We start from the raw sequence: 21,284 nt of genomic DNA, 5'->3' as shown, positions 1-21,284 counted from the left end.
TCGCAGAAAAATCGTACTGATAACTATTTAATAACAGCAATTTTTCCCACTTTTTTTTCCTCACCAAATTCAAGCACATAAATATAGATGCCGGTGGAGACGTCTGCGGTGTTATTACTTGTAAGCCACCATTTTTTTCGGTTGTGATCCTGCTCGGTTACGTCTAATATTTCGAGCAATTCGCCTTTTGCTGTAAAGAGTTGGATGCGTGTGCCAATAGGTATCCTGTCAAAAGTAATCACGCCTTTATCAGCAACGTTGGGTCGCACTGGATTCGGATAGACGCGTACTTGCATCAAATCGGACACGGCTGTTTCGGCAATACTGCTCGGCATTTCAAGGGGTCGCGTAGCACCGCGAATAGCGTTTTCGTCAATATCAGCGACATTGGAAACAGAAATTTCATACCGGTCTGCTGTAGCGGTAAGGGACTGCCCGAAGTGTTCAAGGAGACGCTCTGCATCGAATGCTAAAAGTGCGCGTGTTCCCATCCGGTCGCGGATAGCAGATACAGGATTCACACCGTCAATCCGTTTCACCTTCCGCAGGACATACCGACTCTCGTCGGCAATGCCGAGGTTCATGCGTCGGTCAAATGTAACAATAACCCAGAAATTTCCGCGTTTAGAAATCTCGTTAGATATGTCAGACTGAAACTCAAGTTGTGTTGCCAGCGTTTCTCCTCCGGGTCGGTGATAGGCAGCACGAATTAATTGGGGTGGTTCCCTGGGTGTGGCAGCAACAGGTTCGGTGCGAGGGGTTTCGGTTGCGTTGGTATCCTTTACAGTGATAGCATACCAGTAGGTATTATCTTTCGCCACATGCCTATCCAAGAACCTTGTGACAGTTAGGTTCTCCCTAATTTTCTCAAACATATCATCCGTCGGTGCCTCTTCCTTTTCGCCTTGCGCCCGATAGACGGTAAAAGATCGTGTCAACCTTGGCTGTTCTTCAGTCGTTTCGTCGTCCTGCTGAGCGTTCCATGTAACCTGTACTGCCTTCTCTGTCAACGGTTTCGCCTCAATATTCCAAGGTGTGAGTCTATCAATACCGTCTGGGTCTGTTGCGAAAACGGACTCAAAACGGTAAATTCCGTCCTCAAGGTTACCATAAAATTCGTCAAATCCATTTTGATTGAGTTCAGCAGTGAAGAGCATCGGTGTTTTCTCTATTCTCCTGTGCCACAATGCCTTCAAGGCAGTGCCATCCCACTGTGTCACATAGAGGTTCGGATAGGTCGCAATGATCAAATTATTAGCACCATCACGATCTAAATCCGCGATAGCAAGACTGTTAGCGTTTCGGCGGTGCGGGGCGATTGCGAGCGTTGCCTCGCGTTCCCCTTCCGTCAGTAGTGCGTAGCCGCGCGGTGTATGCGTAAAGACGAAAAACTTCCAGAGCAGCGGTCCTGAGGGGTTATCGGGTAGCGAGAGCAAGCCACCGACGACAAACTCCGGGCTACCATCTCCCGTCAGATCACCTGAAGTGAATTGGGTAATATTTTTCAGTGGTAGTTGCGTCTGCCACTCAAGACGGAAGGTATTGTTGGTAGAAACAGACTCATAAATAAAAAGTTCACCTTCACCATCGCCTGCGACCAATTCCGTGCGCCCATCACCATCAAAATCGTCAATAGCAAAACGCTGCGCAAATACATTAGAACCAGGGGTTTCGTTTACCAAAGCTGCTTTTTCGATATGGGTGTTCGTGAGACTATCGTATTCAAAAACGAGGAGTCGATCATTATTATTATCTGCGCCGATAATCTCTTTCTGACCATCGCGATCAACGTCGGCGATGGTACCGCCAGAGAGGAAAGGTGTCTCCCAGATAACTTGATGCGGATAGCCTCGAGGCGTGCTACTCTCCATGAGAAAAGTTCGCTCATCATCCGTTGCAAGTATTTCGAGTAAACCGTCCCCGTCAGTATCATCTACTGCCCATGTAATGAACTCTTCAAGATTAGAGAGATTCTCAACGTTCTCAACGGTATGCGCAAGTTCATACCTACCACTTGGCAAGCGTTCATAAATCGCAACGATCGCAGCCTGTAGCTCGGTGTCAAGCGTATCAGATGACAACGGGCTTCCGACGATTTCAGGTTGACCATCCCTGTCAAAGTCAGTCGTTACACTTGCAATATGAAGCGGCGGAATATCAAGGGGTTTTTCAGTAAACCCGCTCGGAGAAATATGCCCGCCAACGACATCAATAGCATAAAACGCGCCGCCGTTGTCTTCCCTTGTTTTGAGCTGCGTTGTATTCTCTGATTCAACAAAAAATTGATAAGCCCCAGTCTCAAAACCCAAAGAGAGGGAATGCTCTACGCCGAGATCCGTTGTGTCAATAGGTGCGAAGGGTGCGAGGCTCCCCTTACGTCGGTAATAGAGGGTATTCTGGGTAACATCATCGGTTGCCCAAGTGAAAATAGTAAGACTTCGCTCACCGTAAAGCGTTTCTGTTGCAGTAAGAGAGATAACTTGAGGAGGTGTTCGGTCTACGCTCAAGACGACCTGATCGTGTGTTTGGTGTCCGTCCGTGGCGGTTACTGTTAACCGAGCAGTGTAGATACCCTCTGGAACGGTTGTGGTATCCCAAACAGCCAACGTTTCACCGATTTTTTGTGTGGCTGCGGGTTGCGTGAAAGGCGTAAATTCAGTAGGAACTGTAGATTCGCCATAACTCAGCTGCCACGATTGAAACTTATAGCCGCCAGTGTTACCGACAAAGGTAATTGAATCCGCGCCGCCGCTATTGGTTTCAGGTATGAGGATGCGTGCCTGTAATGCGCCGCTTGCGAAGAGTGCGCGTTCAGCGTTGACAGTGCCTGCCCCTACGAATCTTTCATCTAATTCATCACTATCCTCTTGATGGACGGGGTCGGCGGTGTTAATCAGTATGTGCCGCACCTCTTCATGTGTCAGTGCGGGTCGTTTTGCGAATAGTAGCGCCGCGACACCCGCGACGTGCGGGGATGCCATAGAGGTACCGGTGAGGAGTCGATACTGGTTATTAATCTGTGTGCTGAGAATTACGTTACCAGGGGCACCGATATCAATGGAAGCACCGAAATTGGATTGGTAGAACCGTTGTTGATTCTGCTCAGTAGATGCCACAGCGATGACTTTCCGGTAGGCGGCGGGAAAGATAGCAGCAGGTTTCTGAGAATTTCCAGCAGCGGCAACTAAAACAGCCCCATGCGCATAAGCGTAATCAATTGCATCCTGAATAACAAAAGAACGGCGCTCGCTACCCCAACTCATGTTTATGACGCTTGCGCCGTTGTCGGCGGCGTAGACGATCGCCGATGCGGAGTCATCGTCTTGCATGCGAGAGCTCCCACCGAGTGAGAGTCCTGCGCGTATCGCCATGAGTGGACACTCCCATGCGACCCCAGCGATTCCGATCCCGTTATTCGGCATGGCACCCGCAATACCTGCAACATGCGTGCCGTGTCCGCTTTCATCAATAGGTTCGTTATCACCTTCAAGGTAATCGCCTTCGGCTTGTAGATTGGGTGCATCGGTAAAATCCCAACCATAGACATCGTCAATGTAGCCGTTGCCATCGTCGTCGAGTCCATTTTCTGGGATTTCGTCAGGGTTTATCCACGCTTTGGGTGCTAAATCGTCGTGTTTATAATCAATGCCAGAATCGATGATAGCAATCACGACACTCCGGTCTCCTTTTTCGACTGCCCACGCCTGTGGTAATTTCATCAGTGGCAAACTCCACTGTTCAGGATATTTTGGGTCATTCGGGATGGCTGGGTCTGCGAGCGTCGGACGGAGATAGTTATATTCGACTGCCTCAACGAGCGGGTTCTGCTGGTATGCTGCTTTGAGTGCTTCAAGGGAGGCGTCAGGAGAAAACCGTAACAGGTAGATGCGCTTTAGATTTGGATTGAGCGATGGACGCGCGAGATATGGAAACAGCGGGTGCAGCGATTCTACATTGTGTTTTGCGTGCAGGATAGAGATAGGAGCGTTTGCGTGCAACTGCTCAACATCTGCCGCTGCCCCTGGTGTCAAACGGATTAGGAGTTCACCGGGGGTGATATGTGAATGAATATCCGCCAAAGGTGAATTCTCTGCTTTAATCAGCGAGAATTCGGCGCAGATTACAATTAGAAGTAGGATGCCTACTGGCAAAATGTTAGAACATTTCATAATGGCTATCGGCTGTCGGCTGTCAGTAATCGGCTATCAGAAAGCGAGTTTTGTGGTATCCAAGTGAGATGCACATGCCAGATACCAACTGTTGACCTTTCGCTTGTCGGGGTCAGGGTTTTAGGATTTGCTGGATAATGTGTCTTTTTCATCATCTATCGTGACCAAAGTCGGGGTCTTGTAGCAAGGATGAAAATAATGCATATATTGGCGTTAGCAAGTTGAATTATTTTAGCATATTAATAAAAAAGTAGCAAAAGCGAAATAGACCATCTATCAATTATTAACCACCTACACGCTTTCTGGTTTCATAGAAATGCCTAAATAAAAGCAAGAGCCTTGCCATCAGCGAATAGCTGATGACAAGGCTCTGATTATATTCATCCAATAGTGGGTTATTCAAAGAGTTGAAGTGTGCCGTCCTTGACCATAAGGACAATCGGGTCATACACTGCTTCACCATTGGAGTCAAACGAGAAATTTCCTAAAATTGTCGGGAAATCCATCGTCTGTGCGAGTGCGTCTCGGATTGCGGCGGCATCTGCCGGTTGCGCCTTCGCAATCGCCGCAGCGAGAATATGGAGGGTTGCATACGACTGCGCTGCCCATGGTTCGGGTTCAATTTCGTATTTCGCCCGATACTTCTCGATGAAGTCTTGGTTTCCGGGTATGTTAGACAGACTTGTCCATCCCGTAAAAGCAATCGCACCCTCAGCGGCATCGCCTGCTGCTTGAATTTCTTTTGCTGTCAAATCGGGAACAATCAGTTGAACAGTGGCTGGAATACCGAGATCTCCGGCTTGAATGATAACCTGCGTCATCTCTACCGATAGCGCAGAGACGAAGAGTGCCTCAGGAGCCATGTTCATGATATTGGTCAATTGCGGAGAAAAATCGGTGTCGCCGGTTTGGAAGGTTTCCTCTATTAGGATCTCGACACCACTTGCCTCAAGTGCTTTCTTTAACTCATCGTTACTGCTTTTGGAGTAGGTATCAGCGGCATCATATATTAATGCGGCCTTCGTATAGCCGAGTTTCCCGTGGGTTGCCATGACACCACTGGGGTTCATTATGTCCACAGCGAGACCGGTGCGGAAGACATAATCCCCAATCGAGCTCAAACCCGCTGCGGACGAAACGGAACTAAAAGCGACCACTCCCGCCTCTTGCGCAATCGGAAAAGCATCTTCAAGGTAATCTGAGATAGCGATTCCGACGATTGCAGGTACGCCTTGATCCACCAATTGCTGCACGGCTTCAATCGCTCCCGCTTCGGAACTCTGATCATCCGCGGGGATGAACATGAGCGGTATAGGACTGAGCATGTTAATCTCTTCTTGCGCCAACTCAAAGCCGCGTTTCATTGGTAGCCCATACGGTTCGGCATCCTTCCCTGTCAGAGATACAACCAGACCGATAGGAATCCCTTCATCTGGCATCGGAGCATCCGGCATCGGCGGCGTTTCAGCATCCGGCATCATTGAAGGCACCCTTTCGCAACTGGAAAGCCCGATAGCCAAAACAACAATCGCCAATACAGACGCGAATGTTATGATTCTTCTTATGTTCATGTTAAACTCCTTTATTTTCAAATAAAAACTGGGATAGTGCCATTTAAGAAAAGCACCGCTTCAATCAAATTCGCTATTGTAAGAAAAACGAGCTTTTATATTAAGCCGCTCTTATACTAAAAAATACAATTACCTATACGCAAACAGAATGCTGGGGTTACAAACTCCGTCAGCGAAAAAGCACATTTACAGAATTGCTGTTCACTGAAATGTCAACATATTTTCAGATCATACTATAATACTCAAAAATCGCTTTGGTGCTAAACATTCCAATTTGACTTTTCGGTGTGAAAAACTTAACGACTTTATTATTTCATAGTTAGCAGCCATTGTCAAGAAAAAAATGGAGAGATTAAGGACAGTGATAGGCTCGGTTTGAAATCGCGCCAGTCTGAACACACGTTAAAACACATCCAACACCTTCATAGTTTTTTCGTCAATAATTGCAACAGCGATATTTCCTTGGCTGTGACTGAAGAAAGTGACTATCCACACGAACCCTTGAAACAGTGGATATGCGTGAACCCCTCTTTGAGTCCCTAAAGCGGTTTTCACACGTGTATCCAATTTTGCGATGTGAAGGACTGTGTCTGCTTTTCGGCGAGAAGGCGACACGCAGGTCTCCAACACATCTGGTATTTGTTTCCCTTTATCTATTTCTGCAGGCAAAGTTTTTAGGTGCTGCTGTGCAAGGTTCTGGAGCAGTGATGCATGTTGGCGATAGACATCTCGGTGTTTTTGATAATCCTTGAGACCATAGGCGATCGGAATCTTTTCGTATTGCGTTGCGCACATCTCTGCTGCATCGGCTTCAAGCAGGAGAGCCTTTACATAATCGCCTTTCTGTTCTGCTATTTCCCGTTGTTTCCTGAAAAATGTCGGATAGATGCCGAACTCGTAAAACCGATCGGGATAGCGAGGGAGCCATGTTGCGATAAATTTTGCGATATTTTCACGCTCGGCAGCCAGAGCGGGTTTGGGAGTTTCCGATTTCTGCCAAGCAATTTTCGCCTGCTTGCGGTGGTATTTATACTGCTCCTGAATCTCTCGCGCCTCTTTTTTTGCACGTGCCATCCACTGTTTGTATCCGCGCTGGATGTAGTAGTTGTGCGCGACCTCGTTCATGGGGACAGAAATGCGTTTAAGGCATTCTGCGGCGGCTTCGTGCCAGAGCGCAAGTTTCCCGAAGTCCCGAGACCGCGCGTAGTGTCTGATAAAGATGTCAGCAGTCGCTGTGCCTTCGCGGATTGCTATACACGGCTGCGCAATTAGGAGAAAAAATGGAAGCAGGAATAAGGCACGAATCAAGCGGTGTCCCCCATAAGTAAGGTTGCGTTTTCAGGTGAACGGCACACGGAGCGTGCCTACTACTGTAACAGAAAGCGGACGGTTCCGGAAAAGGTTTCATCAGGTGCCAGTACAATTACGCCTGCGGGAATTCCGCGCGCTTCAAGGTTGATAGCATCCGTTGGGCAGGTGTAAGGCTCAAAACAGATAGCATTTCTGTTAGGAGGCGTATAGACAACCAATTCTCTGAACTGCGCGTCGGATTCCATTACCATACCGTATCCTGTATCTTTATTCCCGATGAGGCAGCGACTTACACCATCAACGAATTGAACGTCTGTAAAGACATGATCGAGTTTCAGTCGTGAAAACGGTTGTCCATTTTGTAGATCAAGTGTGCCGCTAACAGTGTGCCGTCTCCCGGTTGGCACGAGGACTTCATCAAGTTCCCAATACTCGGCGGCGGGGACGGTAATCACTGCTTGGGACGCATCCGCTTCGGTGCCGAGGTCTACGCTGAAATATGGGTGGATACCGAACCCCATCGGCATATTCCGATCGCCGATATTTTTGATGGAAGTCTCCATCGTTAGCACAGTATCTTTAAGGGTATAGGTAATCTCAATTTTGAAAGGGAACGGATATTGGCGGACGACTTCGGGAAAATCTTGAGAATTAAGCGAACATACCAGTGTTGCCCCGTTTTCATCAGCGGTATGGCTCTCGACCTGATACGGCTGATTCAATAGCAAACCGTGGATTGTCGTTGGGGATTCGGGTGATTTGTCAAACTGATAGGTCTCACCCTCAAACTGCCATGTGCCATTTCGGATTCGGTTCGGGAACGGGAAGAGGATTGGATTGCCATAAGCAGTCGGGCGTTCTTCCAGTGTGGCAAGATCCGGCGGTGCGTCTATCAAATTCAACCAAGTCTCTCCGTCTGCGACCTTGAAAGCGCAGCAGTTATTTCCGAGTGCGGGCACGATCTGAGCAACTGCTTTGTTATCTTGCTGTATATAGTAAACTTGAAAACCTTCAACCGTCTTTGCTGCGACTGTGTATGATGTATGCGCCATCGTTTCCCCTTTATCTGCATTTACGAGCATCGTTAAACATAACAACAGAACATAACACGCGCCAATGCGGCGGGCGTGCTTCCAAAGTCCTTTGAATTGATGGTAGAAGAAAAGACGAATCATTTTTTCGCCTACGCTACGCTTTGGCACACCAATGAATGCCGCGTCGTAGGACCTCCCGGAAGTTTGGAGTAGAAAAAGTTACATCATCGTGCCCACTCTGGAAGCAGAAGATACGGGATTTTCCATATTCACGCGCCCAACCGAGGACATCCATACTGTTCGGATGATCGACTGTTAGCAGGATTGAACTATCATCGCCAGCAGATTTCATGGTATAGGTTTCGTCACCCATCTCCCATTCGGTCAGACCGTCGGTAATAGGATGCGTCGCATCAGCGATTTGCACGTTTAGCGTTTGCCGTGGATAGTATCCGAATTCGCCGCGATCGCCAATCCCACACATTTCGGAGTAGACATCCCATTCTGGGAACGCCAAGATGGCGTGATGCAGAATTACTATGCCCTGTCCACGTTCCGCCAAACCGAGAATAGCCTGTGCTTGTGCTTCTGTCGGATATGGACGGTGGAAGTTGTAAAAGACGACAGTGTCGTAGTCTTTCTGGTTAGGGTCGTCTACAAAAATATCCAGGTCTTCCCGGACGAATTGGATACCTTCCATACTTTCAAAAACTGCGTCAAACTGTTTTTCTTGAAATCCGTGTTCGCCGGTTACAACTGCGATTTTCATAGTTTTTTCTCCTAAACCTTTGGTTCCGTCAATTTAATTGAAGGTGGTTCATAAATCACTGCATTTACAATGGGCCCAATCAATGCCTCAGATAAACATACCGCCCTTACAGGGCTGAAGATAGGAGGACACGCGTTTCTATAAACATGCCGTCGCTACGCGACTGAAGAAGTTTTTGAAGACTTCAAGGTTTTTGTGTAAATCCGGTTCGGTTTCAAACCGAACCTACCGGTCCTGGGGTCTAAAATTGGGAAACCAAAAAACCGAAAACTGAATAGCTCTGCCTCTAACGCAGCGCGTGATCTAATCCGTAATTGCCTGATAGGTGAGGACCCGGAATTGGGCGTGGAATGGCGAATCACCGATCAGTTGTGTCATCAGAATGCCGATGAGGTCCTCCACAGGGTCAATCCAAAATGTCGTACTCGCCAGACCGCCCCAACTGTAAGTGCCTTCAGAACCAAGGCTATTGGTATCGGCGACGTTGGTGACAACGGCAAATCCGAGTCCGAAGCCGCATCCGGTTCTCTCAAGGGGTTGCCAATCGTCAGAGATATGATTCATTCGGATGAGCGCAACGGTTTTGCTTCCGAGCAATCGCACGCCATCGAGTTCACCATCGTTAAGCAACATTTGACAGAAGCGGAGATAATCCGCGGCGGTCGATTGTAAACCTGCGCCACCAGAATGGAAGAAACTCAAGGGTCCGCTCGAAACAGGTGCATTCTCAATTACTTGAATACCACCGTCTTCTGTGGGTTCATATAATGTCGCATATCTATCAGCCTTTTCGTCCGGCACTGAGAAAGCGGTATCATGCATACCTAATGGATTTAAGATTCGGGTTTTCAAAAATTCCTCAAACGGCATTCCTGATACCACCTCCACGAGATAGCCAAGTACGTCGGTAGACATCCCGTAGTTCCATCCATCACCCGGGTGGTGAAGGAGCGGGATATTTCCGAGTTCTTGCGCCATATTTGCGAGGTCGCCGCCGTAGAAATTCGCTGCTCTATACCGCTCATTAATCGGATGCTCCCAATCGCCACCGTAGATAATTCCAGCGGTATGTGTGAGCAGATGTTTTATGGTCATCTCTCGCTCAGCATCAACAATCGCCTCGCCACCTTCAGTGTAAACCTGCATATCCTTGAAAGCGGGAATCAATTCAGAGACGGGTGTGCCGAGCTGGAAATGCCCCTCCTCGTAGAGCATCATGACGGCGATGCTGGTAATCGGTTTCGTCATCGAGTAGATGCGGAAGATGGTATCAAATTCCACGGGTTTCGCAGTAGCGACATCTTGCGTGCCGAATTTTTCAAAATGGACGAGTCTGCCTTCACGCGCGATCATCGTTAAAGCGCAGGGGATTTTACCGTCGTCAACATAGTGTTGCATGACCGGAGCGATGCGTTCTAATCGCGAGGTTGACATACCTACATCTTCAGGAACAGCCCGCGGTAATCCTTCATATAAGGTCATTAAAAACTCCTATGAGATAGTTGTCAGTTATCGGTTTGCCTCGCAGTGAGAGTTATCAGTTAAAGAGGTCTCTTGTGGTCGGAATATGAAAGGTAACCGCAAGAATAGTTATCAGTTATCAGTTATAAGAGGTTTTCGATAGTTCCAAAATCTCCTAACCGAGTACTGAAAGATTTTTTCGTAGAAAAAATCGTACTGACAACTGTTAACTTCCTCACTCCGTGAGTGCCTGATAGGTTAAGACCCGGAACTGTGCCTGGAATGGCGAATCGGCACCGACCAATTGTGTCATGAAAACACCGATTAAGTCTTCCACAGGATCAATCCAAAATGTGGTACTTGCCATGCCGCCCCAACCGCAAGTGCCTAAAGAGCCGACCGTGTGCGTATCAGCGACATCGGTGACAACGGCGAACCCAAGTCCGAAACCGGTACCGGTTCTCTTAGGTGCTAACCAATCGGGTGGAACGTGGCTCATCGTGACGAGTTCAGCAGTTTTCCTTCCGAGCAGGCGTACACCATCAAGTTCACCATTGTTGAGCACCATTTGGCAGAAACGGAGATAATCCGCGGCGGTCGATTGCAAGCCTCCACCACCAGAATGGAAAAAACTCAGGGGTCCAGTTGCAGCATGGACTTTCTCAATTGCCTGAAGTTCACCGTCTTCCCCGAATTCATATACCTTTGAATATCGGTCAGCATTTTCAACCTTCACTGAAAAACCGGTGTCGTTCATACCTAATGGATTAAAAATACGAGTTTTCAAGAACGTCTCAAACGGCATACCCGATACGATTTGTACGAGGTAGCCGAGTACATCGGTAGACATCCCGTACTTCCATGCGTCACCTGGCTGGTGAATGAGCGGAATATCTCCGAGTTTTTGTATCATGTTCGCGAGGTCGCCGCCGTAGAGATCGGCATCTTCATATTGCTGATCAATCGGGTGATCCTCCCTATCGCTTTCATAGATAAGTCCAGCGGTATGCGTGAGTAAATGTTTTATTGTCACCTCACGTTCGGCATCAACAATAGCACTACCATCTTCCGTGTAAACCTTCATGTCTTTGAAATGTGGCACAAATTCGGAGACAGGCGTGGTGAGTTGAAAATGCCCTTCTTCGTAGAGCATCATGACAGCGATGCTGGTAATCGGCTTTGTCATTGAATAGAGGCGGAAGATGGTGTCAAATTGTATCGGTTTGGCGGCGATATCCTGCATACCGAATTTTTCAAAATGGACGAGCTTGCCTTCACGCGCGATCATTGTTAATGCGCAGGGGATTTTTCCGGCATCAACATAGCCTTGCATGACCGGTGTAATACGTCCCAACCGCGAAGTTGACATGCCGACATCTTCAGGCACAACTCGCGGTAATCCTTCATATATTGCCATCAATATCTCCTATAATTCGGCTATCAGCCATCAGCTGTCAGTTATAGCAAATTCCAAAAATAAATATACACTTTCATCCCCCAGTAGGTTCGGTTTCCTAACCGAACCGATGCTAAGTGTGTAAGTAATTACAGAATCTACTATAAAGAGGTTTGTTGTGAAAAGCAAATTAACTGAACTGCCACAGAGTATTAACCGACAACCGATAACTGACAACTTTTATTCCGTGAGTGCCTGATAGGTTAGGACTTTAAATTGTTGTTGGAACGGGTGAGGGTTATTGAGGAGTTGTGTCATGAGCAAGCCGATCAATTCCTCTTGCGGATCAATCCAGAAGGTGGTAGCGGCGGCACCGCCCCAACTGAAATTCCCTACCGACTCCAGAATGTTTGGCGGTTCCTTGTCCGTAACAACCGCGAAACCGAGTCCAAACCAATCATCGTGATGCGGATAGCGCATCAGTTCAACCGTTTTCTTCCCTAATATGCGGACTCCATCAAGTTCACCACCGTTGAGCAACATCTGAGAAAAGCGCATGTAATCCGCAGCAGTTGAGACAAGTCCGCCACCGCCGGATGGGAAAAAACTGACTGCATCGTTAGCGAGTGGTGCATCGTCACCTACGCGTTTCATCATCCCCTCTCTTCTGTTATGCCGATACAGTGCCGCAAATCTGTCCACCTTCTCCGGCGGTACTGAAAATGCAGTGTCCACCATACCAAGCGGTTTAAAAAGACGGGTTTGGAGGAATTCTTCAAACGGTATACCAGATACAACCTCCACGAGATAACCGAGTACATCAACGGAGACTCCGTAGGTCCACCTTTCACCGGGTTCGTGAACGAGCGGGATATCGCCGAGTTTCTTCACCATGTCCACCAACGTCGTGCCGCGTTCAAAAATTTTCGCCGCTTTATAGCGTTCATCAACAGGTTTATTGCCCCAACCATAAGTTAACCCTGCGGTATGCATGAGGAGATGCTTGATTGTAATGGGCTGCTTCGCATCTAATATTTCCGTCTGATCCTCGGTGTAGACCTGTATATTTTTAAATTCAGGGATAAATCTGGAGACTGGCGTGCCGAGTTGAAAGTGTCCCTCCTCATAAAGCATCATTACAGCGACACTGGTAACCGGTTTTGACATGGAGTAGATACGGAATATCGTATCGGGTTCAACCGGTTTTTCACTTTCAATATCTCGCATACCGATGGTTTCAAAATGGACAATCTTTCCGCGTCGTGCTACGACCGTTAGAAATCCCGATAGGCTTCCGTCATCGACATAACCTTGCATCACAGGACGGATACGTTCAAGACGTTCGGCGGAAACACCAACCGCCTCTGGTATTGCCATCGGAAGCCCTTGCGCGAATGCGAGTGTAGTCATACAGAGAAGTAGTAAACATGCGAACGTTAATCTTTTCAATCCATTCTCCTTTTATAATTCACCTTAATAATTGTCAGTTAGAGCGGCATCAATTTCCCTTACAACCCCTTGATGACAAGTGTTATTCGGTGAGTGCCTGATAGGTTAGGACTTTAAATTGCTGTCGGAAAGGGTAGCGGTTATTGAGGAGTTGTGTCATGAGCAAACCGACCAATTCCTCCTGCGGATCAATCCAGAAGGTGGTAGCGGCAGCACCGCCCCAACTGAAATTTCCAACGGACTCCAAAATGTTCGGTGGGTTTCTATCAGTAACAATTCCGAAACCGAGTCCAAACCGATTGTTGTGATGGGGATAGCGCATCAATTCAACTGTCTTTTTGCCCAATATGCGGACACCGTCGAGTTCACCACCGTTGAGCAACATTTGAGAAAAGCGCATATAATCCGCAGCGGTTGAGACGAGTCCGCCACCGCCGGAGGGGAAAAACGTGAATTCATCATCTGGGATCGCAGCTCGTTTCGTCCGTTCAATTCCATTCTCTTTTGTGCGTCTATAGAGTGTGGCAAGCCTATCTCGTTTCTCAGGGGGTACTGAAAATCCGGTGTCAACCATACCGAGGGGTTCAAAGAGCCGTGTTTGGAGAAATTCCTCAAAAGGCATGCCAGATACAACCTCTACAAGGTAACCAAGCACATCAGTAGAGACACTATAGGTCCACTTTTCATTGGGTTCGTGAACGAGGGGAATGTTCCCGAGTTTTTTGACCATATCCGCCAAGGTTGAACCGGGTTCCCGGATTTTTGCCTCCCTATCGAGTGTATCGACCGGTTTATTGCCCCAACCGTAAGTGAGTCCAGCAGTATGCATGAGAAGATGCTTGATGGTTATCTTCTTCTTTGCGTCCAAGATTTCGGTCTGGTCTTCATTGTAGACCTTCATGTTCTCAAACTCAGGGATAAACCTGGAAACAGGCGTGCCGAGTTGAAAATGCCCCTCCTCATAGAGCATCATCACAGCAACACTGGTAATGGGTTTTGACATAGAGTAGATGTGGAAGATCGTATCCGGTTCAATAGGTTTGCTATTTTCAAAATCTCGCATGCCGATGGTTTCAAAATGGACAATCTTCCCGCGTCGTGCCACGACTGTTAGGAATCCGGAGACTTGTCCTGAATTGTAGTAACCTTGCAGGAGAGAGCGAATGCGTTTCAGCCGTTTGGCAGAAACACCTACCTCTTCTGGCACTATCATCGGCAGCCCTTGTCCAAAAGCGAACGAGGCGATGAAGAAAAGTAATAAAGATATATACGTTAATTTTTTCAATTCATTCTCCTTCACTCGGTTAGTGCCTGATAGGTTAGTTTCTTAAATTGATCGTGGGAAGAGGAGACATCACTGATCTGCGTCATGAGCAGACCGATCAACTCCTTTTCGGGATCAATCCAGAAGGTGGTACCAGCGGCACCGCCCCAACTGTAACTTCCTGTTGATTCCGGCGTGCCTTTTGGTTCTTTATCGTCGGTTGACTCCTTTTTATCGGTAACAATAGCGAAACCGAGTCCGAACCAAGTATCGTGATGTGGGGAGCACATCAGTTCAACCGTTTCCTGCTTCAATATGCGGACACCCTCGAGTTCGCCGCCGTTGAGCAACATCTGACAAAACCGCATATAGTCTGGTGCCGTTGAGAGGAGTTTACCACCACCCCCTGGAAAGAAACGGACCTCACCGTTCTTGAGGGGTGGATCTTTCTCAATACGTTCCAACCTCATTTTTCGGTCTTTATCGCCTTCGATCCCCTTTTCTTTAGCACCGTCCGTCTTTTTTTCTTTCTCTTTATCACCTTTCATCCACCCTTCTTTGTGAAGTTGATAGAGTGCGGCAAACCTGTCCAACTTCTCTAAAGGCACTGAAAATGCGGTATCAACCATCCCGATCGGTTTAAAGAGACGGGTTTGGAGAAATTCTTCAAACGGCATACCGGAAACCACCTCAACGAGGTAGCCGAGGACATCGGTAGATAACCCATAGGTCCACCTTTTACCCGGTTCGTGAACGAGGGGAATCTCGCTGAGTTTCTTCATCGAATCTGCGAGTGTTGTACCGGGCTGAAAAAGGTTCGCTCCCCTATAGCGGTTATCAACCGGTTCGCTGCCCCTGCCATAGGTTAACCCTGCGGTATGCGTGAGAAGGTGTTTGATCGTTACCTCTTTCTTCGCATCCAAGATTTCCGTCTGGTCCGCGTTGTAGACCTTCATGTTTTTAAATTCAGGGATGAACTCGGACACGGGTGTATTGAGTTGAAAATGTCCCTCTTCATAGAGCATCATGACTGCGACACTGGTAATCGGTTTTGACATGGAGTGGATACGAAATATTGTGTCCGCTTCAATGGGTTTGTTGTTTTCAATATCTCGCATGCCGACGGTTTCAAAATGAACGATTTTTCCGCGTCGTGCCACGGCGGTCAGGAGCCCTGCTATACGTCCGTCATCAATATAGCCTTGCATCACAGGACGGATACGTTCAAGACGTTCGGTGGAGACACCGACCGCCTCCGGCACAGCCATGGGAAGTTCTTGTCCGGATGCAAGTGTCGTGCCGAAAAACAGTAGTAATGACGCACACATTAATATCTTCAATCCACTCTCCTTTAATGGTTATCAGTTGTCGATTAACGGTTAAGAGTCCTTTCTGGCAGTGATACAATCTATAACCGACACAAGAACCCTCTTAACCGAAAACCGAAAGGATTTTTTTGCGAAAAAAAATCCGTACTGAAAACCGATAAGTATAAATTATTGTACGACCTTAAGGTACCCCCAGCGCGTTGCGAGTTTGCCGCCGGGTTCAACGTTGAGGATTTGTGCCAAGCCGACCTCCATCGCCTCTTGAATTTCATCTTCGGTGCGTGCAACGTTAGAGATGCGTATCTCATCAATGATACCTTTTAATCCGTTTGCGTTATCAAGGTTCGGCACGCCGATCGTAATTGGGTCGTTGCTCTGAAACGACTCAGCGTTGGGAGCCTCGGTCTCCAATTCACCATCAACGTAAACGCGTCCCATCTTGCCATCATAGGTAAAGGCGAGATGGTGCCACTTGTTGTCGGTAATATCGCTTGTGCCATTTATATTGAACGCGCACCCACCGTTTGCCCCAATCTGCGCATGTAGAACGCTCTGATCTACATGCACCCAGATGCCATAGTTTCGATTGTTACATCCTGCCTGCTGTTTGCAGACCATACCCTGCCATTTACCGGTGCTCTCTTTCACTTTAACCCATGCTTCAATACTGAGTGTTTCCAATTCCAGTTTTTTAGTAGAATCGACGACAACGTAGCCGCCAGCATCGCCGGGGAGCTCTAATCCTGTCCCGAACTTCGCTTTTACCCACTTGGGACTCCCAGCGAATTTTCCGTCGTGTCCATTACCGGACGCGTCTTTCACAGTCTTTCCGGCACCTTCCTCAAAGAGCCAGACCGCGACTGTATTTTTATCAACTGCTGCATCGGCAAATCCACCGCCGAACAGGAGTGAAACTGCGAGCAGAATAATCAAGAACCCTCTGATGTGCATAGTTACTCCTCCTTTTATTTCCGTATTTTATCAGAAAAAGAATTTTTAAGTCAAGAATTTAGAGGGCGTTCAGCAGGACCATTCAATTTTAAGAAATTATTGGATTGGACATCTTTTTTTGCAGGATCCGGTGCGAAATCTAGCGAAATGCTGCGAAAATTTCTGCGTTTTTTAAAAACATAACATATATTAAGTAGTATCACCTACAATTGAATGCCCCTGGGGCGTTCAGTACGGGTATTTAGTTTTAAGTAAATTATCGGATTGTCTCAATTTTTGGATATTCTTTTTCAAGTCCGGTCCGATTCCATGAAGATTTAAAAATTAATATGGTGCGCCGCAAAACCGCACCATAGGTGTCAATTTAGGGATTTTCCATGCCATTCTCGTGCGGTTAGGGGGTTTAGTCTGGGGTTAGACTAAATCCGTTCCTTGTATTACATTCCGCATCTACCGGATCTGGGGTCCAAAAAATGTTGACACGAGATTTCACATGGCATATAATTTCACATGTCTTGTTAGACGCGTTGGACGCGCGAATCGTGATTTGGACAAACATATAAGGAGGCTTAGATGGCAGAACGAATTAAGATGGGATTGGTAGGATGCGGCGGTATGTCGGGTGCACACATGGGCGGTTATCGTCAACTCTGGTCGAAAGGACTTAGAGATTTTGAGATTGTGGCAGCGTGCGATATCGCCGAAGAACGCGCAGCGGAACGCGCGAATCAGGCACACGAATTTCAAGGCGGTACAAAACCTGCTGTCTATACAGAACTTGATGAGATGCTGGCGAAACATCCTGATTTGGCGTGTGTTGACATCTGTGCGCTTCACAGTGCACACCATACGCTCGCCGTGCCTGCACTTGAGGCGGGGAAACACGTTATTATTGAAAAGCCGTTTGGTATCACGATGCGGGCATGCCAATTGATGATGGAAGCGGCGGATCGGAACGATAAGATCATCTCTGTGGCTGAAAACTATCGTCTGGCGCGCATTCAACGCACGCGGAGCTGGGCAATCGCACAAGGGCGTATCGGCGAACCGCGTATGTTCTTCTGGATCGAAGTCGGTGAAGGGTTAGGCAAATGGGGTTGGCGCAACTTTAAGATGGACGCTGGCGGCGGTTGGGCATTAGATGGCGGTGTGCACTTCACCGATCTAATGCGCTATATTCTCGGGCTGGAAGCCGAGGAAGTGTACGCAATTAATAAGGCTTATGAACCGTTCCGCTACGATAATCCAGGTGAGCGTGAAGGTGGTTACGCTGTTGATGTTGAAGATGCGATGATTGCGACTATCAAGTTTGAACAAGGCGTTACCGCGCAATGGACGTGGGTCGGTTCAGCACCGGGACACGGTTTCGGTCAACATACCGTTTACGGTAGCGAGGGTGCGCTTGACTGGGGTAGAGGCTTGGTGCCGCGCGGCGGTGAACCGATTTCTAACGAAGACTTAATGAAAGAATTCATGGATAGCCTCAGCGATTCAGAGCGGGAATACTACTTCCCAGGTGGCGTTGAAGATACAGTCGCAATTGAACTGAAATACTTCGCCGATGCGATTCGGAACGGTGGTAAACCTGAAGTGGATGCTGTTGAAGGGATGCGCTCTGAAGCCATCTGTATGGCGGTTTATGAATCCGGTTGGTTCGGTCGCCCTGTGACAATTGCCGAGATCGAAAACTGTGAACTCGAAGGCTATCAGAAAGAGATTAACGATAAACTCGGGATTGGTGTGTAGATATAACCTCTACGATTGGATGTTCATTTCTGTGTAGGATTGGAAGGTTGAAACGCTGGAAATCTTCCGTCCTCACAATTGGTTGAAACTATGGAGCGATTGAACGGAAAGGTTGCGATTGTCACGGGTGCCGGTAAAAAAGGTGAAGTTGACGGGACCGGCTATGCGACATCAATGCTCTTTGCGAGAGAAGGTGCGAAAGTACTGTTGGCGGACATCTCACTTGAGAACGCTAATGCCACGCTTGCCGAAATTGAGGCAGAAGGTGGTGAAGCCTCGGTGTTCATCGGAGATTTGTCTACAGAGGAAGCCTGTGCTGGAATGGTAGAGGCTGCTGTTGAACGCTTTGGCAAAGTGAACGTCCTTTTTAACAACGTTGGACTTGGCGGTTCTGGGATGGTCACGGAAGTAGACGAAGAGAAGTGGGATAGAGTGATGGATGTCAACCTTAAGAGCATGATCATGGCGTGTAAGCATGCGGTGCCTCGAATGGCGGAAGCAGGCGGTGGCTCGATTATTAATGTCTCTTCGATTGACGCGCTGCGTGCAGGCTCATCTCGGAATCTACCCTATGCAGCCGCGAAGGGTGGGATGATTTCCGCAACAACAGTGATGGCAGTTCATCACGGACGCGATAACATTCGAGTGAACTGTATCGCGCCTGGACATCTCTATGCCTCCTTTCCTGCACCGTATCTGAGTGAAGCGGAACGGGAGCGCCGCCGTCTCATTGGACCGCTTGGCACAGAGGGAACCGCATGGGACGTGGCGTGGGCAACCGTTTTTCTCGCCAGCGACGAATCGAAATGGATCTCCGGTGTCGTCATTCCGATTGATGCAGGTCTACTTGCGGCGACACCACTTGCTGTCGTGCATCAACTCGACGAATAAATGTCAGTAGAATTATTGCGAGTTCCATAAGTAATTTATGTTGAATTTGACGGTTTCATCATCACTGACGACGCCTTCGATTCGGATCTTTAGGTCTAACAATTCCGCGGACTCAGTTGGATAGAAAAATTGAACGCCTCTTTCGCCAGCGCTGCCAATGAATTGGGCGAAACCTGCTATATCTTCATCTGTTAGTCGACTCCCATTTATGGTAACTGTTACGCCGCTCTCGCTAAGTGTCGGTGCATTTGGGGGAGATGCCCCTTCTGGGTAATATACCCAAATAATCCATCCGTGTCCATCATCGTTATTATTAGACGGATCGCCATTATTGTTATTCCCACCATTCGTCTGCTCTGCGTCATCGCCCCCATTATTACCCCCACCATTGTTATTGTTATTGCCGTTATTGCCGCCACCGTTATTATTGTTGTTGTTATTGCCGTTATTGCCCCCACCGTTATTATTGTTGTTGTTATTGCCGCCACCGTTATTGTTATTGCCGTTATTGCCGTTATTATTTCCTGTTTGTCCGTTAGGCGTTGAGGGGTCATCGGCTGATGTGTTTCCTTGTGTATCTGGGGGTGTTGGTACAATCTGTGCTCTTTCTGCACGCAAGATAGGTGCCCCTTCATGATAAAGCATATAGACGCGCCTTTCTGGATAGATATAGACGGCAGGGCGGCTATTTGCATCTACAGTGTTCTGTGTTTCAGGTATAAGCCTTATACAGGTTGCGTCGATATCACCCTGAAAACAGACGGATTCACCGTCCGTTGAGACGAGATAGCGGTTTACCTCAAAAACTGTTGGGTTTGATCCGGTATAAGGCATATCGGAGCATCCGGTGATAGCAAAAAGGATCATGAGGATTCCGATGATGAATTTCGCGGGTATAGGTTTAAATTTTTTCGGGTTCCGGGAATTCATTTGTGATGTTTTTCTCACGATGCTGCTCCTGTTCCATCGAAGTTTATCCTATTGCTGCATAAAGTTTGAATTTGAAGGTATCTGCGAATGTCGGGCGAGGGAACTTTGAAGAAATCCGCAGAAATACCGCAAACAAAAACCCCCTACTGTATGGGTTGTAAGCGGAGGATATTTTGGTTATTGTCGGCTTCTACACTGTCTCCGTTGATATGGAAGGTTGCTATATTTGCAGGTACGACTCCGTCTACCTGAATTGTTATTTCTGGAGTTTGCGTTTTGACGGAAAATCGAACGCCGCGTCTACCGTCGTTTTTGTTGATTTGGGTGAATTCAGTGATCTTCAGATCGCTTCGCCTATTGGTTGGGATTGTCTCTCCTTCGGCGATTCTGATACCGAGTCCGCTGGTTTCGGGTGTGTTGCCGCGGTTCGCTTCACGGAATGCGCTTGGATAGTACACCTCAATGCTCCAACCCTCGGGTATATAGTTGGTATCGCCACCGCCCAGATTGACATCTGATGGCAGTTCGGCTTTGCCTGCTTCTACCAATTCCTGTACAATTTGGCTGGTATCCATGAGTCGTTTTGCTTCTAATACGGTTCGCCCTTGATAATTAAAGACATAGGCGATGTTTGTTGGATGAACGTGGACAGTCGGTGTATAGTCTATATTTGTCGGGTCGATTTCTGTTTTATCCAACAAAAGTTTTACACAGATTGCGTCGAATCCATCTTCCAGGCAGACGGTATCTTGTTCTATTGTGTTAAGATACTGGTCCAGGTCGCCGGAGGTTACTACGGGTCCTGAGTAAGGGACATCGGTGCAGCCTGCTACGCTGATAAACACAATGAGCAGACAGCTGATTAAAAAGGTTATATTGTTGATTTTTATTTTCATATTTTTCACAGTGTTGCTCCTCCGTGTGAAGTACTGACGCAGATGACAGATGATACATTTTTGCATGCGATCAAACGTTATAAATAAACGATAGATAGGAGTTTTAGGTTTCACGTTT

Annotated in this window: 16 protein-coding genes; 2 read left to right on the top strand and 14 right to left on the bottom strand. The window is 47.8% G+C overall.

The features are described from left to right. Positions 1-23: 23 nt before the first annotated feature. From OXH00_16485 to OXH00_16430, 12 genes are all read right to left on the bottom strand, one after another. Positions 24-4,169: a S8 family serine peptidase gene (locus OXH00_16485; GenBank protein MCY3742614.1), complete on the bottom strand. Its 4,146-nt coding sequence runs from the start codon at positions 4,167-4,169 to the stop codon at positions 24-26. Positions 4,170-4,174: 5 nt separating this feature from the next. Next, positions 4,175-4,324, bottom strand: a complete 150-nt coding sequence (locus OXH00_16480; protein ID MCY3742613.1) for a hypothetical protein — start codon at positions 4,322-4,324, stop codon at positions 4,175-4,177. A 240-nt stretch (positions 4,325-4,564) separates the two neighbouring features. Then, complete coding sequence (locus tag OXH00_16475) at positions 4,565-5,740, bottom strand: ABC transporter substrate-binding protein (GenBank protein ID MCY3742612.1); 1,176 nt, start codon at positions 5,738-5,740, stop codon at positions 4,565-4,567. Positions 5,741-6,142: 402 nt separating this feature from the next. Continuing rightward, positions 6,143-7,048, bottom strand: coding sequence for a hypothetical protein (locus OXH00_16470; GenBank protein MCY3742611.1), 906 nt, complete (start codon positions 7,046-7,048; stop codon positions 6,143-6,145). A 59-nt stretch (positions 7,049-7,107) separates the two neighbouring features. Beyond that, positions 7,108-8,226, bottom strand: a complete 1,119-nt coding sequence (locus OXH00_16465; GenBank protein ID MCY3742610.1) for an aldose 1-epimerase — start codon at positions 8,224-8,226, stop codon at positions 7,108-7,110. A 13-nt stretch (positions 8,227-8,239) separates the two neighbouring features. Then, positions 8,240-8,854: a ThuA domain-containing protein gene (locus OXH00_16460; GenBank protein MCY3742609.1), complete on the bottom strand. Its 615-nt coding sequence runs from the start codon at positions 8,852-8,854 to the stop codon at positions 8,240-8,242. Positions 8,855-9,157: 303 nt separating this feature from the next. Beyond that, positions 9,158-10,336 carry a serine hydrolase gene (locus OXH00_16455; protein MCY3742608.1) on the bottom strand — a complete coding sequence of 393 codons (1,179 nt, stop codon included), beginning with the start codon at positions 10,334-10,336 and terminating at the stop codon, positions 9,158-9,160. A 214-nt stretch (positions 10,337-10,550) separates the two neighbouring features. After that, on the bottom strand, positions 10,551-11,732 hold the full coding sequence (locus OXH00_16450) for a serine hydrolase (GenBank protein ID MCY3742607.1): 1,182 nt from the start codon (positions 11,730-11,732) through the stop codon (positions 10,551-10,553). A 219-nt stretch (positions 11,733-11,951) separates the two neighbouring features. Next, positions 11,952-13,160 carry a serine hydrolase gene (locus tag OXH00_16445; protein ID MCY3742606.1) on the bottom strand — a complete coding sequence of 403 codons (1,209 nt, stop codon included), beginning with the start codon at positions 13,158-13,160 and terminating at the stop codon, positions 11,952-11,954. Between the two features lie 82 nt (positions 13,161-13,242). After that, a complete protein-coding gene (locus tag OXH00_16440; protein MCY3742605.1) occupies positions 13,243-14,445 on the bottom strand; it encodes a serine hydrolase in 1,203 nt (400 codons plus the stop codon). Between the two features lie 11 nt (positions 14,446-14,456). Beyond that, the gene (locus OXH00_16435) at positions 14,457-15,764 is read right to left on the bottom strand and encodes a serine hydrolase (protein ID MCY3742604.1); all 1,308 of its coding nucleotides are present in this window, start codon (positions 15,762-15,764) and stop codon (positions 14,457-14,459) included. A 156-nt stretch (positions 15,765-15,920) separates the two neighbouring features. Next, positions 15,921-16,703: a LamG domain-containing protein gene (locus tag OXH00_16430; protein MCY3742603.1), complete on the bottom strand. Its 783-nt coding sequence runs from the start codon at positions 16,701-16,703 to the stop codon at positions 15,921-15,923. A gap of 573 nt (positions 16,704-17,276) precedes the next feature. Here OXH00_16430 and OXH00_16425 point away from each other — a divergent pair. After that, entirely contained in the window at positions 17,277-18,449 is a 1,173-nt protein-coding gene (locus OXH00_16425; GenBank protein MCY3742602.1) for a Gfo/Idh/MocA family oxidoreductase, read from the top strand. Between the two features lie 90 nt (positions 18,450-18,539). After that, complete coding sequence (locus OXH00_16420; GenBank protein ID MCY3742601.1) at positions 18,540-19,340, top strand: SDR family oxidoreductase; 801 nt, start codon at positions 18,540-18,542, stop codon at positions 19,338-19,340. A gap of 12 nt (positions 19,341-19,352) precedes the next feature. On the opposite strand, the gene OXH00_16415 is transcribed toward OXH00_16420, so the two are convergent. Both OXH00_16415 and OXH00_16410 read right to left on the bottom strand, forming a co-directional pair. Beyond that, positions 19,353-20,288, bottom strand: coding sequence for a hypothetical protein (locus OXH00_16415; GenBank protein MCY3742600.1), 936 nt, complete (start codon positions 20,286-20,288; stop codon positions 19,353-19,355). 125 nt (positions 20,289-20,413) lie between these two features. After that, positions 20,414-21,175, bottom strand: coding sequence for a hypothetical protein (locus OXH00_16410; protein MCY3742599.1), 762 nt, complete (start codon positions 21,173-21,175; stop codon positions 20,414-20,416). Positions 21,176-21,284 lie beyond the last annotated feature (109 nt).

This window comes from Candidatus Poribacteria bacterium (genome assembly GCA_026706025.1).
Classification (GTDB): domain Bacteria; phylum Poribacteria; class WGA-4E; order WGA-4E; family WGA-3G; genus WGA-3G.
Note: the sequence above shows the minus strand (reverse complement) of the source record. Positions and strands in the feature narration are given on the sequence as shown.

Excerpts from the sequence above, each read along its gene's own strand:
- OXH00_16485 (MCY3742614.1), bottom strand. The coding sequence starts at position 4,169 with ATGAAATGTTCTAACATTTTGCCAGTAGGCATCCTACTTCTAATTGTA.
- OXH00_16480 (MCY3742613.1), bottom strand. The coding sequence starts at position 4,324 with ATGATGAAAAAGACACATTATCCAGCAAATCCTAAAACCCTGACCCCG.
- OXH00_16475 (MCY3742612.1), bottom strand. The coding sequence starts at position 5,740 with ATGAACATAAGAAGAATCATAACATTCGCGTCTGTATTGGCGATTGTT.
- OXH00_16465 (MCY3742610.1), bottom strand. The coding sequence starts at position 8,226 with ATGATTCGTCTTTTCTTCTACCATCAATTCAAAGGACTTTGGAAGCAC.
- OXH00_16460 (MCY3742609.1), bottom strand. The coding sequence starts at position 8,854 with ATGAAAATCGCAGTTGTAACCGGCGAACACGGATTTCAAGAAAAACAG.
- OXH00_16455 (MCY3742608.1), bottom strand. The coding sequence starts at position 10,336 with ATGACCTTATATGAAGGATTACCGCGGGCTGTTCCTGAAGATGTAGGT.
- OXH00_16450 (MCY3742607.1), bottom strand. The coding sequence starts at position 11,732 with ATGGCAATATATGAAGGATTACCGCGAGTTGTGCCTGAAGATGTCGGC.
- OXH00_16430 (MCY3742603.1), bottom strand. The coding sequence starts at position 16,703 with ATGCACATCAGAGGGTTCTTGATTATTCTGCTCGCAGTTTCACTCCTG.
- OXH00_16425 (MCY3742602.1), top strand. The coding sequence starts at position 17,277 with ATGGCAGAACGAATTAAGATGGGATTGGTAGGATGCGGCGGTATGTCG.
- OXH00_16420 (MCY3742601.1), top strand. The coding sequence starts at position 18,540 with ATGGAGCGATTGAACGGAAAGGTTGCGATTGTCACGGGTGCCGGTAAA.